Below are 12,905 nucleotides of genomic sequence, written 5' to 3'. Positions count from 1 at the left end.
CGGCTCCGTTGAGCCCGGACATCCGTCGCGTTCACGGTTTCTCTCTACTACTTGACGAGCGTGGGCACGTTTTTGCGGCTGGTCAGGATCTGGTCGATCAGGCCGTACTCGAGGGCCTCGGCCGAGCCGAGGATCTTGTCGCGGTCGATATCCTTGTGAACCTGCTCCGCGCTGCGGTTGGAGTGGTGAGCAATGGTGAATTCGAGCCACTCCCGCATCCGCTGAATCTCAGCTGCCTGGATCTCGATGTCGGAGGCCTGACCTCCGCCCTGTCCGCCGGCCGAGGGCTGGTGGATGAGGATGCGGGCGTTGGGAAGGGCGAGGCGCTTCCCGGGTGTGCCGCCGGCAAGCAGCACGGCCGCAGCGGATGCCGCCTGGCCGAGGCAGACCGTCTGGATGTGCGGACGAATGTACTGCATCGTGTCGTAGATCGCCGTCATCGCGGTGAAGGAGCCACCCGGCGAGTTGATGTACATCACAATGTCCCGGTCCGGGTCCTGGCTCTCGAGCACCAGGAGCTGGGCCATGACGTCATCGGCGGACGCGTCGTCCACCTGCACGCCGAGAAAGATGATGCGGTCCTCGAAGAGCTTCGCGTAGGGGTCCTGGCGCTTGTAGCCGTAGGCCGTGCGCTCTTCAAACGTGGGAAGGATGTATCGGGCCTCGGGAGCCTGCGAAGCGCGGCCCCCGGCCTGGTGACCAAAATTCGTGAATTCCATGTCGTCTCGCCCGTCCTACTTCTTGTTCACTGAGTCGTTGGTGCCGCCGCCGCCGACCACTTCCGACGCGGAGCCGCGCAGGTGGTCGACAAAACCATAGGCCACGGCCTCGTGAGCGGTAAACCAGTTGTCGCGGTCGTTGTCGATGAGGATCTGCTCGACCGACTTGCCGGTCTGCTCTGCCGTGAGTTCGGCCATCCGCTTCTTCATATCCAGGATGACCTTCGCCTGCGTCTGGATGTCGGCGGCCGTGCCACCGAATCCGCCGGACGGCTGGTGCAACAGGACCCGGGCGTTGGGTGTGATGTACCGTTTGCCCTTGGTTCCAGAGGACAACAGGAACTGCCCCATCGAGGCAGCGAGTCCGATGCCGACGGTGACGATGTCGTTCGGAACGAACCTCATCGTGTCGTAAATGGCCATGCCCGCCGTGATTGAGCCGCCGGGCGAGTTGATGTACAGGAAGATATCCCGCTCCGAGTCCTCTGCGGCCAGCAGCAGGATTTTGGCACAAATCTCGTTGGCGTTCTCATCCCGGACCTCTGAACCCAGCCAGATGATGCGGTCTTTCAGCAGTCGGTCAAAAATGCCCGGTGTAGGTGTCATATCGGCCATGTCGCGCTCCGTTTCACTTGTCGCTTCAGATTGAATCTATAGGAGCCGACGCTCCGGAACGGCTGTGTTCGCCCTCGGCAGATAACGCGCCGCCCACGCATCCGTCGCTCCGAACCAATTCGACGGAGATTTTGCTCTCCTGGCCCCGAAAACCGTGAATAACGGCCCTAAACCCGAAAATCTCCGTCGAATTGGTCCAGGGCGGGATGCCTGAGGGACAGGGACGGGATCAGGGACATGGGCGGGGTGGGGGCGGCAGGGCAGAAACGAGGAACGGGCCGGATGTCTGTGACATCCGACCCGTACGCTCGCGTGAGCGGTCGTCGTGCTACTTCTTGGCGGCGGCCTTCTTCTTCGCCGCGGAGGCCTTGATGGCCTCGACCTCGGCGTCGACCTCGGCGGCGTCGGAGTCGTCCTCTTCGATCTCCTCGTCCTCGTCCTCGCCGGACGCCTCGTCGGCGACCGCGACGAACTCGGACAGGTCGACGGCGTTGCCGTTGGAGTCAACGACCTCGGCCTTGCCCAGTGCGATGGCGAGGGCCTTGTTGCGCGCAACCTCGGCCACCATCGACGGGATCTGACCGTTGCCGCTCAGCGCCTGGACGAATTCGCTCGGGTCCATGCCGTACTGGGCTGCGCCCTGGATCAGGTACTGGGTGAGCTCGTCCTGGCTGACCTGGACCTTCTCGGCCTCGGCGATGGTGTCGAGCAGGATCTGCTGACGGAAGGTCTTCTCGCTGGCCTCGGTGACCTCGGCGCGGTGCTCGGCGTCTTCGAGGCGGTTCTCGCCCTCGAGGTGGCGACGAACCTCGTCCTCGATGATCGCGGTCGGAATCGGCACCTCGACCGACTCGAGCAGCTGCTCGACGAGCTTCTCGCGGGCCTGGGTGCCCTGGCCGAAGACCTTGGAGCGCTCGACCTGGCCCTTGAGGCTCTCGGTCAGTTCGGCGATGGTGTCGAACTCGCTGGCGATCTGCGCGAAGTCGTCGTCGGCGGTGGGAAGCTCGCGCTCCTTGACGGCGCCGACGGTGACGGTGATCTCGGCGGTCTCGCCCTCGTGGTCCCCACCCATGAGGTTGGAGTTGAAGGTGGTGGTCTCGCCGGCGCTGAGGGAGTCGAGCGCCTCGTCGATGCCGTCGATGAGGTCGCCGGAGCCGACCTCGTAGGAGATGCCGGTGGCGTTGTCGACCTCGACGCTGTTGATGGCGGCGATCAGGTCGATCTGCACGAAGTCGCCCGTGGTGGCGGGGCGATCGACGGTGACGAGCGTGCCGAAGCGGCTGCGCAGGTTGTCGAGTTCCTCGGTGACCTCTTCATCGGACACCTCGACGGCGTCGACGGTGAGCTTCAGCCCGGAGTAGTTCGGCAGGTCGATCTCGGGGCGCACGTCGACCTCGATGGCCAGTTCCAGGTCTCCGGAGAAGTCCTTGTCGCTGGGCCAGGCGACGATGTCTGCCTCGGGGCGGCCCAGTGGGCGCAGCTTGTGCTCGGTCACGGCCGAGCGGTAGAAACCGTCGAGGCTCTCGTTGACCGCATGCTCGAGCACGGCGGACTTGCCGACACGCTGGTCGATGATGGCCGGCGGGACCTTGCCCTTGCGGAAGCCGGGAATGTTGATGTCCTCGGCGATGTGGCCGTAGGCGTGGGTGATGCTGGGCTTCAGCTCCTCGGGAGCCACCGAGATGGTGACCTTCGCGCGAGTGGGGCTCAGTTGTTCTACCGTGGACTTCACGTGGCAATCTCCTGTGTTCGACCGATGTATTTAGGGGGTGTTGGTCGGGGCGACAGGATTCGAACCTGCGACCTCTCGGCCCCAAACCGAGCGCTCTACCAAGCTGAGCTACGCCCCGGACAATTTCTCAACCCGGTGATGGCATCCGCTTGGCGCGCAGAGTTCGCGCAATTCGCGGAATGACCTCAATAAGTCTACTGCACGGTCCGGATGCCGCGGGTCGAGACGTGCAGCTGGCGACCGTCGACGTGTACTACGCTGAGTTAGTGCGCAGGGGACTGCGCCCGGGGGATGTAGCTCAATGGTAGAGCCTCAGTTTTCCAAACTGATGGCGCGGGTTCGATTCCCGTCATCCCCTCCACACCACGCCCTGGACGGACCGTCTCACACGGCTCAGTCGAGTCCGAGCCCGTTCAGCGTCGTGCGCAACGTCGCCGCCGAGTGCTCGAACAGCTCCTGCTCCTTCTCGCTGAAGGGAACCTCGATCACACGCGAGACGCCCTCGGCGTTTATCACGCTCGGCACCGACAGCGCCACGTCGCTGACGCCCCGGTAGCCGGTGAGCACCGAGCTGACCGGAAGCACGGCGCCCTCGTCGCGCAGCACGGCCTCGACGATCCGGGCCCCCGAAAGCCCGATCGCGTAGTTCGTGGCGCCCTTGCCGGCGATGACCGTGTACGCCGCGGTCTTCACGCTCTCGGTTATCGCGTCGAATTCCGCCTCCGAGAACGGCACCAGACCCTTGGGCGAGATGTCGTCCTGCACCCACTCGGCCAGGGAGATCGGGCCGATCCGGGCCTGGGACCAGAGCGGGAACTCCGAGTCGCCGTGCTCTCCGACGATCACGGCGTGCACATTGGCGATCGCGACGCCGACCCGGTGCGCGAGCATCCAGCGCAGCCGGGAGGAGTCGAGCACCGTGCCCGACCCGAAGACGCGCGTGGCCGGCAGCCCGCTGAACTGGCGGGCAGCATAGGCAAGCACGTCGCAGGGGTTGGTGACGAGCATGTAGACGGCGTCCGGGGCTCGCTCGACCAGCTGGGGCATCAGCTCCCGCAGGATCCCGACATTGACGCCGGCCATCTCGAGCCGGGACTGACCGGGGTGCTGTCTGGCCCCGGCCGTGATCACGACCATGTTCGCTCCCGCGATGGCGTCGAGGTCGCTGCCGCCGGCCACGCAGGAAGCACCCGTGAACTGGGTGCCGTGGGCCAGGTCGAGAACCTCGGCCTCCACCTTGGGCCCGTTGATGTCGTAGAGCACGACTTCCCGCGCGGACTGCCGGATCAGTGCGGCGTAGGCCAAGGACGACCCGACGGCCCCGGCTCCGATGATGGCCAGCTTGGAATTCGCGATCTCTCTCATGAGCTAATTCTGCACCCCTGACCGGGCCGGATCCGAGCATCCGGATATCCGTGGCTGAGTCAGTGCCGCCGGGTCAGTGCCGCAGGTAGGTGAGCACGGCCAGCACCCGGCGGTGGTCGGAGCCCGAGTCGTCGAGGCCGAGCTTCTGGAAGATCGAGGTGACGTTCTTCTCGACCGCGCCGACGCCGATCACGAGCTTCGCGGCGATGCCGGCGTTGGTGCGCCCCTCCGCCATCAGCCCGAGCACGTCACGCTCACGCGGGGTGAGGGCCGCGACCGGGTCGGTGCGGCGGGCCAGCAACTCGCGCACGACCTGCGGGTCGAGCACGGTGCCGCCCGCGCTGATCCGGGTCACGGCGTCCCGCAGCTCGTCGAGCGACGCCACCCGGTCCTTGAGCAGGTAGCCCAGTCCCCCGTTGCCGGCGGCGAGAAGTTCATGCGCGTAGGTGCCCTCCACATACTGGCTGAGCAGCAGGATGCCCACCGACGGCAGCCTGCGGCGCAGTTCCAGCGCGGCGCGCACGCCCTCGTCCCGGAAGGTGGGCGGCATCCGCACATCCAGCACGGCGATGTCGGGCCGCAGCGCGTCTACCTCGGCCAGAAGGGAATCCGCGTCGCCATAGGACGCGACGGTCACAAACCCGGCCTCGTCGAACAGGCGGATCAGACCCTCTCTGAGCAGCACCGAGTCCTCGGCCAGCACGAGCCGCAGGGGTGGAGCGGAGGGAGCGGCGGGAATGGCTGAGGCGAGGTCGGTCATCCGTTCAGGATACGGCGACGGCTCGCGCCGGCCGGGCCGCGGGCAGTGGGATGTGTGCCCCGATCGCGGTCGGGCCACCCTCGGGGCTCCGCACCGACAACACCCCGCGAAGGCCGTGCAGGCGTTCGTCGAGTCCCTGCAGGCCGTGGGCATCGGTCAGCCGAGCCCCGCCGATGCCGTCGTCGATCACCCAGAGGTCGAGCCAGATGGCGCCGGCGGCCCCCATGCTGGCAGGGCTGCCGGTGCTCCCGTCGTCGGGGACGGCGCGCAGGGCCAGGTGCAGACGGATGTCCGTGGCCCGCGAGTGCTTGGCGGCGTTGGTGAGCAACTCCGCGCCGACGAAATATGCGCTCCGCTCGATTTCGCTGGGCAGCCGCAGCGCCGGGTCGACCTGCAGCTCGAGCCGCACCGGGATGGTGCTACGGGCGGCCAGGGACTCGAGGCCGGCGAGGAGGCCGCGGTCCTGCAGGAGGGGCGGCACCAGACCGCGGGACAGCGCCCGCAGCTCCTCGAGGGTGTCGTGAGCCTGCTCCCGGGCCTCCACGATCAGGGTGCGCGCGGCATCCGGGTCGGTATCGAGCTTGCGCTCGGCGCTGGCGAGGTCCATCTGCAGGCGCACCAGGCGCTGCTGCGGACCGTCGTGGATGTCCCGTTCCAGGCGCCGCAGGGACTGGTCTTCCGCGGCGACGGCCGCCCCGCGCGACGCGCTGAGGTCGGCGACCTCACGCTGCAGGGCCTCGGACCGCCAGGCGCCCAGCATGCCGCGGGCCGCGAACTGGTGCAGCCGGGTGAACGCGTGCGTGATGTACGGCAGAGTCAGCAGAAAGAGGATGCCCAGGACGAGCTGGAGGAGGCTTTCGGCCAGGAGCGGGTCGATCGGGAGCGTGGTGCCCGGCAGAATCCAGTTCAGGATGATCGCGTGCAGGTCGTCGTTCCGGTCCTCGGGGAGGAAGCGGCCCCAGATCCAGTAGCTGACGCCGCCGAGGCCCACCGACAGCCAGACTACGGTGACGATCCAGCTGACAAGCCCGACCACGAAGTTCACGACCATGCCGTGCAGCAGGTAGAGCCAGTAGTGCCCGTTGACGAGCGGGCCGAGCAGGGCGCGGAGGGTGGTGGCCGGCTCCCCCGGCGTCGCCCACCGCGGCGGGGTGATGGCAGGCTGGCCGGCCCAGCGCAGGCGGGCGAGTTCGACCAGACCGATGCCGCGGGCGAGGTAGAGGGACGCCACGACGACGACGATCCCGACGACGGCGGCGAGCAGGCCGATGCCGGTGAAGAATACGGTGCTCAGAACGGTGAGGGCGATCACGACCACCGGCAGGGTCAGCAGTAGAAAGAGCAGCTCCTGCGGCACGCGCCGCCAGAGCGCGCTATACCCGGCGCCTGCGAGGGTTTCGGTCGGTGCGGTCATAGTGTCCTCCAGTAAGTCTGTCGGTACTCAGCCTGATCGCCGGGCCGGGTAGACGACATCCCGCTGCCAACCGGATCTCGCCGGGGGTAAACCCCCAGGTCAGAGGGTGGTGTGGGTGAAGCGGCCGGCGAGCAGGGTGGCGGCCACGGGCATCCGTCGCAGGTCGGGCACTGAGGCGACGAACGGGTCGATCTCGCACACCGCGAGGTCGGCGACGTCCCCCGCCAGAACGCGGTGCCGGCCGCGCGCGGACGCGGCGAGTGCGGCCTGCCGGGAGATGGCTTGCTCGGCGTGCCAGGGTTCGCGGCTGCCGCGGGTGCGCCCGACGGCGGCGGCGATGCTCACCCACGGGTCCAGCGGAGCGACCGGGGCGTCGGACCCGAGCGCGAGCGTGACCCCGGCGTTCAGCAGGCTCTTCAGCACGAAGGCCCGGTCGGTGCGTCCCACCCAGTAGCGGTCGGCGACGTCCCGGTCGTCGAGGGCGTGCTCGGGCTGCACGCTCGCTACCACGCCGAGCCGGGCGAAACGGGCGACGTCCTCCCTCGTGAGCAGCTGCGCGTGCTCGATGCTGCCGGCGCAGCCGAGCTGCTCGAAGGCGTCGAGGGCCAGCGCGTTGGCCCGGTCGCCGATGGCGTGCACGGCGGGGCGGATGCCCGCGGCCACGGCCCGGCCCAGGTGCGCGAGCAGCTCCTCCGGCGGCACGGTGAGCATCCCGCGTGACCCGGGCTGGCCCTCCAGGCCGGGGTACTCGTCGACGCAGTACGCGGTGCGGGTGTTCAGCGAGCCGTCGGTGATCACCTTGCAGGATCCCACCGTGAGCAGCCCGCCGGTGCCGTCGATGCCGGCCCCGCTCCGCAGACCGAGTGCGATGGCGCGCTCCAGGTGCTGGGTGTAGATACCGAACTCCACCCGCAGCGAGTCGGTGCCGCCCTGGATGCGCCGCAGCCAGGTGGCGAGGTTCCAGTCCATCTCCATGTCGACGATGCCCACGACCCCGCGAGTCGCCGCGGCCCGGGCCGCGCTGTCGGCCCAGCCGTCCATCACGACATCGGGCACCTCGGCGAGCGTGCGCACCACGGCGAAGCAGTCCTCCTCACGGAGCAGCCCGGTCGGGTGCTCCGTGTGACCGTGGCGGGCGAGCGCGGCCGAGTTCAGCCAGCATGAGTGTAGGTCACCGCTGATCAACACGGTCGGAACGGTGCCGGCGGCGGCGTCCAACAGGGGCCGGCTCGGGGCATCCGGCCACAGACCGTCGCGAAACCCGAACCCGACCAGGGTCTCCCCCCTCGAAACGCCAGGCACCCGGCCGGCCACCAGGTCGGCCGCGGCGGCGGCACTGCCGGTGCCGGACAGATCCAGCCGCTGATTCGTCTGCGCCCACTGGCTGAAGTGCACGTGGTTGTCCCAGAGGCCCGGAATCAACCAGCGTTCTTCCAGATCGACCGAACGGATGCCCGCAGCCGCCTGACTCAGATACCCGAGCCGGCGCACCCGGCCGTCGACGATCAGCGTGTCGACGATCTCGTCGCTTCCCGGCAGCCGGCCGTTCCGCAAGACGAGCGGAGGGGCCGCCGCTGTTGCCGGAGCGGGCGTGGACACGCTCACCGGTCGACCCCGTGCACCCGGCGCATTTCGGCTGCCAGGCCCGGGCTCGCATAGGGACCGTCTCCCTCGAGTTCACCCAGAATGCGCGCCACGGTCTCGGCCGGCTTGTTCTGGCTGAGCTTGCTCTTGGCGGTGAGGCGGTTCACCCGAAGCCGGAAGCCGACCGTACCGGCCACAATGCGGGCGGCGTAGGCGGCGTTGGCCTCGGTGCCGGACAGGCGACGCGGTTCAGGCATCCGCTCCTCGAAGCGGTCGACCAGGCGGTCCAGCACCCGCAGGTTCTCCTCGTCGCTGAGTAGTTCGGGTGTGCCGTTCAGGTGCGCGGCGACGAAGTTCCAGGTGGGAACGGCGGGCGCCGCGTCGTACCAGCCGGGCGAGATGTAGCCGTGGGGCCCCTGGATGATCACCAGCAGCTCGTGCCGGCCGAGTTCGTGCAGGGCCTCGTCGGGGCGTCCGACGTGGCTGACCAGCACGATTCCGTCGGTCTCGTCGGCCTCCTCGTCGAGCAGTACCGGGTAGTGCGAGGCCACCAGACCGGACTCGGTGTGGCTGATCAGCGTGGCCCATGGGTTCTCCCGGATGAGACGGCGGATCTCGGCCGGGTCGCCCTGCGCAAAAATGGGGTTGTGTCTCATCGGTGTCCCGTTCTGGTCGTGGATTCAGATCAGGTGAAGCAGATCAGGGCGAGCAGGTCAGGCCTGGCATTTCGGGCACCAGTAGAGCTTGCGTGCGGCCATCTCCTCGAGGGTGATGTGGGTGCCGCAGACCCGGCAGGGCAGCCCCTCGCGCTTGTACACCCAGTGCCGGTCGGCCCGTCGCCTCAGGGCGCGCCCGTAAGCCGCGTCGCCGAGGCCGTCCATGGTCATCATCTGCCCGGTCGACACGCCGATCTTCAGCAGGTGCGCCCAGTCTCGCCAGAGCGCACGGGACTGCTCGTCACTGAGCGACTTGCCCGGCGCATACGGGTTCAGGCGCGCACGGAAGAGCAACTCGGCCCGGTAGACGTTGCCGATGCCGCTGACCACCAACTGGTCCATCAAAAGGCGCCCGATCGGGGTGGGCTTCTTCCGCACCACCGTGACGAAGCGGTCCTCGGCGGCGCGGCTGTCGTCGAGCATCGGGTCCGGCCCGAGACGGTCCATCGCCACGTGCACCTCCTGAGAGTCGAGCACCACGCAAGCCGTGGGCCCGCGCAGGTCCGCCACGACGTCGTCGGCCAGCAGACGCACCCGCACCTGACCGATGGGTGCGGGCGGGAAGCCGTCGGGTTCGACGCTGACCTTCTCGTCTTCCGCCATCCGCAGCCGGGTCAGCCGGGGCGCGCCGATACTCTGCAGCGAGTCCTCCCCCGCCAGGCCCTGCATGACGTCACCCGCGCCGCGCCTGACGGTCCGGCGCCTGCGACCCTTGATGGCGGCGTCCGTACCGTGCGCTTGGATGTCCCCGGCAAAGTCCCAGGCGCCGTAGAGCCCCAGGTGCACGCGCAGCCAGAGCCCGTTGTCGAACTCGAGGAACATCTGCTTGCCGACGGCACGGGCATCCGTCATGATGTGGCCGTCGAGCATCGCCGCGCCGTCCACGAAACGGCCCTGCGGCGACGACAGTCGGATGCTTTTACCCACGAAGTTGCGGGCGAACTGGCGCGCAATGCGGTGGACGGAATGACCCTCAGGCACGGCTAGTCGGCGAGACGCGTGCCGTTGATGGTGCAGTGCGCCTCGTACTCCGCCAGCTGCAGGATGCGGCGGCAGTGGCGTTCGTCGCCGGGGAACGGCTCCGAGATAAAGGCGTCGATGAAGTCGATGGCGTCCTCGATGCTGTGCTGCCTGGCACCGATGGAGATGACGTTCGCGTCGTTGTGCTCGCGGGCGAGCCTGGCGGTACTGAGGCTCCAGACCAGCGCGGCGCGCACGCCCTTCACCTTGTTTGCGGCCATCTGCTCGCCGTTGCCCGAGCCGCCGAAGACGACGCCGAGCGCGTCGACGCCGACGGACAGGTCGGCGACGACGGCCTCGGCCGCCCGGATGCAGAAACCGGGGTAGTCGTCGAGGGCGTCGTAGACCTCCGGTCCGTGGTCCACGACTTCGTGACCGGCCAGGGTGAGGTGCGTGACCAGCTGGTGGCTGAAGTCGAGGCCGGCGTGGTCAGTGGCGATGTGGATGCGCATGCAACCGATTATATTTACTCGGCTTACTCGGCCGGTACCGTCGCAGCCGCGGCGAAGGTCGGCTCACGGGTGCGGGAGCGCTTCAGCTCGAAGAAACCGTCGTACCCGGCAACGGCCACCACACCGTCCCAAAGCTTGAGCGCCGCATCTCCGCTCGGCGCGGGCGAGATGACCGGGCCGAAGAAGGCCACGTCGTTCACGGCGATGACGGGGGTGCCGACATCCTGGCCCACCCGCTCCATGCCGTCGAAGTGGCTGGCGCGCATCTGCACGTCGTGGTGGTCGCTGTCGGCCCACTCCGCGAACGATGCCGGCAGGCCCACCTCGGCGAGCGCGGCGGGAATGACCTCGTCGGGGTTTGTGCTGCCACCGAGGTGGATGCGGGCGCCCAGGGCATCGTAGAGCGCCTTGACCGTTTTCTGGCCGTGCAGTTCCTGTGCGGCAGCAACCAGGCGGGTGTACTTGAGAGCCCGGGGGAAGAACGCGCGGTACTCCTCGGACACGTCCTGGTCCTCGTTCAGGACGGCGAGGCTCATCACCTTCCACTCGACGTCGAAACCGCGCAGGGCGGAGACCTCCTCCACCCAGCGGGAGGTCATCCAGGCCCAGGGGCAGGAGGGGTCGAACCAGAACTTCACAGAGTCAGCCATAGGGCCCAGCCTAAGTGTCTCCCGGCTGGGAAAGCGCCGACGGAGACCGAACGTAAACCCCTGTCCAGAGAGGGTATCCTCGGCAAAATGTCTGGTTGTTGCCCATTTCCGACTAAAATTATTCGTTATGCCCGAAAGCGGGCCCCTTTTTTTCGCAGCAACATGATCTCTACGAGAGAAGTTCCAATGCCCAGAACCAGCTCACTTTCCGGTGCCGACGGCACGGCGGTGAAGACCAAGAATCCGCTCCTGCAGCGCCGCTTAAAGGTGTCACACGTGAACGTGGTCGATCAGTCAAGGCTAAAGAAAGCCCTCGGCGGAACCATCGTGGGAAACACGATGGAATGGTACGACGTCGGCGTGTTCGGCTACCTCATCACGACCATGGGTCCGGTGTTCCTGCCCGAGTCCGACCCGACCGTGCAGACCCTGTTCCTGCTCGGCACCTTCGCCGCGACGTTCATCGCCCGCCCGCTGGGTGGTGTGTTCTTCGGCTGGCTCGGGGACAAGATCGGCCGCCAGAAGGTGCTGTCGATGACCCTGATCCTGATGGCGGCATCCACTTTCAGCGTGGGCCTGCTGCCCGGCTACGCCCAGGTGGGCATGCTCGCCGCCGCGCTGCTGGTCTTCACCAAACTCGTGCAGGGCTTCTCCACCGGCGGTGAGTACGCCGGTGCGACCACCTTCGTGAGCGAGCACTCGCCCGACAAGCACCGCGGCTTCTTCGCCAGCCTGCTCGATATGGGCAGCTACCTCGGCTTCGCCATCGGCGCCGCGCTCGTGTCCATCCTGCAGGTCACCCTCGGGCAGCCCGTCATGGAAGACTGGGGCTGGCGCATCCCATTCCTGATCGCCGGACCGCTCGGCCTGATCGCCATCTGGTTCCGTCTGAAGATCGAGGAATCCCCCACCTTCCAGGCCACCCTGGACGCGAAGGAACTGGCCGCGACCGACCCGTCGTTCTCCGACGAGTCCGCCCCGTCCAACAGCCCGGTCAGCATTTTCAAGAACCACTGGCGCGGCATCATCGTCGCGATGATCCTTGTCGCCGCGGCCAACACGCTCGGCTACGCGCTCACCTCATACATGCCGACCTACCTCACCGCCACCAAGGGCTACGACGAGCTGCACGGAACACTGCTCACCATCCCGATCCTCGTTATCATGGCGCTCTGCATCCCCCTGGCCGGCCGCCTGTCCGACAAGATCGGTCGTCGTCCCGTGCTCTGGATGGGTTCGCTCAGCGCCGTAGTGCTCTCCATCCCCGCCTTCATGCTGATCGGCGTCGGCGAGATCTGGACGACGCTGCTCGGCCTGGCTCTGATCGCCTTGCCCGTCACGTTCTACGTCTCCAACCTCGCCTCGGCCCTGCCGGCGCTGTTCCCGACCGAAAGCCGTTACGGTGCCATGGGCATCGCGTACAACTTCTCGGTGGCCATCTTCGGTGGCACGACGCCTTTCATCATCGCGGCGCTGATCGCCACGACCGAGAACGACATGATGCCGGCGTACTACCTGATGGGGACATCCGTCATCGGTGGAATCGCGATCTTCTTCCTGCGCGAGTCTGCCGGGCGTCCGCTGATCGGCTCGATGCCCAGCGTGGACTCGGTCTTCGAGGCCCGCGAACTGGTAGCCACGCAGGATGACAACCCTGCCCTGGACACCGACGAGATGCCGTTCGACGAGACCTATGAGCCGCCGACCTCGTCGATGGATCTCTCATCGCTCGCGACGGAGCCGGAAACCGAGCCGGAGCCGCTGAAGGTCTAGCGACACCCTGCTGCATCGACTGGTGGCCCGGCGTGCGGAGACCCTGGTCTCGGCGCGCCGGGCCACCGGTCTGTGTGCTGTGTGCACCGGGCCATCGCGGGGGCC

12 protein-coding genes and 2 tRNA genes are annotated in these 12,905 nt (G+C 67.5%); 2 read left to right on the top strand and 12 right to left on the bottom strand.

Going from position 1 to position 12,905, the window contains the following annotated elements; translation table 11 throughout:
• Positions 1-47: 47 nt before the first annotated feature.
• From CXY82_RS07065 to CXY82_RS07050, 4 genes are all read right to left on the bottom strand, one after another.
• Positions 48-719 carry an ATP-dependent Clp protease proteolytic subunit gene (locus tag CXY82_RS07065; protein ID WP_104103356.1) on the bottom strand — a complete coding sequence of 224 codons (672 nt, stop codon included), beginning with the start codon at positions 717-719 and terminating at the stop codon, positions 48-50.
• Positions 720-734: 15 nt separating this feature from the next.
• Positions 735-1,334 (bottom strand): ATP-dependent Clp protease proteolytic subunit, encoded by a 600-nt coding sequence (locus CXY82_RS07060; protein WP_104170288.1) that lies wholly within the window; start codon positions 1,332-1,334, stop codon positions 735-737.
• Between the two features lie 328 nt (positions 1,335-1,662).
• The gene (tig, locus tag CXY82_RS07055) at positions 1,663-3,066 is read right to left on the bottom strand and encodes a trigger factor (RefSeq protein ID WP_104170287.1); all 1,404 of its coding nucleotides are present in this window, start codon (positions 3,064-3,066) and stop codon (positions 1,663-1,665) included.
• Between the two features lie 41 nt (positions 3,067-3,107).
• Positions 3,108-3,184 (bottom strand) — tRNA-Pro (locus tag CXY82_RS07050).
• A 169-nt stretch (positions 3,185-3,353) separates the two neighbouring features.
• Between CXY82_RS07050 and CXY82_RS07045 the strand changes: the two genes are divergently transcribed.
• Positions 3,354-3,427, top strand: a tRNA-Gly gene (locus CXY82_RS07045).
• Positions 3,428-3,459: 32 nt separating this feature from the next.
• Here CXY82_RS07045 and CXY82_RS07040 read toward each other — a convergent pair.
• The 8 genes from CXY82_RS07040 to CXY82_RS07005 form a co-directional block, all read right to left on the bottom strand.
• Complete coding sequence (locus tag CXY82_RS07040; RefSeq protein ID WP_104170286.1) at positions 3,460-4,431, bottom strand: L-lactate dehydrogenase; 972 nt, start codon at positions 4,429-4,431, stop codon at positions 3,460-3,462.
• Positions 4,432-4,504: 73 nt separating this feature from the next.
• Complete coding sequence (locus tag CXY82_RS07035) at positions 4,505-5,191, bottom strand: response regulator transcription factor (RefSeq protein ID WP_104170285.1); 687 nt, start codon at positions 5,189-5,191, stop codon at positions 4,505-4,507.
• Positions 5,192-5,195: 4 nt separating this feature from the next.
• Positions 5,196-6,605 (bottom strand): sensor domain-containing protein, encoded by a 1,410-nt coding sequence (locus tag CXY82_RS07030; RefSeq protein ID WP_104170284.1) that lies wholly within the window; start codon positions 6,603-6,605, stop codon positions 5,196-5,198.
• A gap of 99 nt (positions 6,606-6,704) precedes the next feature.
• Positions 6,705-8,204, bottom strand: a complete 1,500-nt coding sequence (locus CXY82_RS07025; RefSeq protein WP_104170283.1) for an amidohydrolase — start codon at positions 8,202-8,204, stop codon at positions 6,705-6,707.
• Positions 8,205-8,206: 2 nt separating this feature from the next.
• Positions 8,207-8,845, bottom strand: a complete 639-nt coding sequence (locus CXY82_RS07020; RefSeq protein WP_104170282.1) for an FMN-binding negative transcriptional regulator — start codon at positions 8,843-8,845, stop codon at positions 8,207-8,209.
• Positions 8,846-8,902: 57 nt separating this feature from the next.
• Positions 8,903-9,886: an Fpg/Nei family DNA glycosylase gene (locus tag CXY82_RS07015; protein WP_104170281.1), complete on the bottom strand. Its 984-nt coding sequence runs from the start codon at positions 9,884-9,886 to the stop codon at positions 8,903-8,905.
• Positions 9,887-9,888: 2 nt separating this feature from the next.
• Positions 9,889-10,377 (bottom strand): ribose-5-phosphate isomerase, encoded by a 489-nt coding sequence (locus tag CXY82_RS07010; protein WP_104170280.1) that lies wholly within the window; start codon positions 10,375-10,377, stop codon positions 9,889-9,891.
• Positions 10,378-10,400: 23 nt separating this feature from the next.
• Positions 10,401-11,027, bottom strand: coding sequence for a disulfide bond formation protein DsbA (locus CXY82_RS07005; RefSeq protein ID WP_104170279.1), 627 nt, complete (start codon positions 11,025-11,027; stop codon positions 10,401-10,403).
• Between the two features lie 186 nt (positions 11,028-11,213).
• Between CXY82_RS07005 and CXY82_RS07000 the strand changes: the two genes are divergently transcribed.
• Positions 11,214-12,800 (top strand): MFS transporter, encoded by a 1,587-nt coding sequence (locus CXY82_RS07000; protein ID WP_233194182.1) that lies wholly within the window; start codon positions 11,214-11,216, stop codon positions 12,798-12,800.
• The last annotated feature ends 105 nt before the right edge of the window (positions 12,801-12,905 follow it).

The sequence above is a fragment of the Cryobacterium sp. M23 genome, assembly GCF_002929655.1.
In the GTDB taxonomy this organism is placed as follows: domain Bacteria; phylum Actinomycetota; class Actinomycetes; order Actinomycetales; family Microbacteriaceae; genus Cryobacterium; species Cryobacterium sandaracinum.
Note: the sequence above shows the minus strand (reverse complement) of the source record. Positions and strands in the feature narration are given on the sequence as shown.

Coding starts and splice junctions, on each gene's coding strand:
- CXY82_RS07065 (WP_104103356.1), bottom strand. CDS start 719: ATGGAATTCACGAATTTTGGTCACCAGGCCGGGGGCCGCGCTTCGCAG.
- CXY82_RS07060 (WP_104170288.1), bottom strand. CDS start 1,334: ATGGCCGATATGACACCTACACCGGGCATTTTTGACCGACTGCTGAAA.
- CXY82_RS07040 (WP_104170286.1), bottom strand. CDS start 4,431: ATGAGAGAGATCGCGAATTCCAAGCTGGCCATCATCGGAGCCGGGGCC.
- CXY82_RS07035 (WP_104170285.1), bottom strand. CDS start 5,191: ATGACCGACCTCGCCTCAGCCATTCCCGCCGCTCCCTCCGCTCCACCC.
- CXY82_RS07030 (WP_104170284.1), bottom strand. CDS start 6,605: ATGACCGCACCGACCGAAACCCTCGCAGGCGCCGGGTATAGCGCGCTC.
- CXY82_RS07020 (WP_104170282.1), bottom strand. CDS start 8,845: ATGAGACACAACCCCATTTTTGCGCAGGGCGACCCGGCCGAGATCCGC.
- CXY82_RS07010 (WP_104170280.1), bottom strand. CDS start 10,377: ATGCGCATCCACATCGCCACTGACCACGCCGGCCTCGACTTCAGCCAC.
- CXY82_RS07005 (WP_104170279.1), bottom strand. CDS start 11,027: ATGGCTGACTCTGTGAAGTTCTGGTTCGACCCCTCCTGCCCCTGGGCC.
- CXY82_RS07000 (WP_233194182.1), top strand. CDS start 11,214: ATGCCCAGAACCAGCTCACTTTCCGGTGCCGACGGCACGGCGGTGAAG.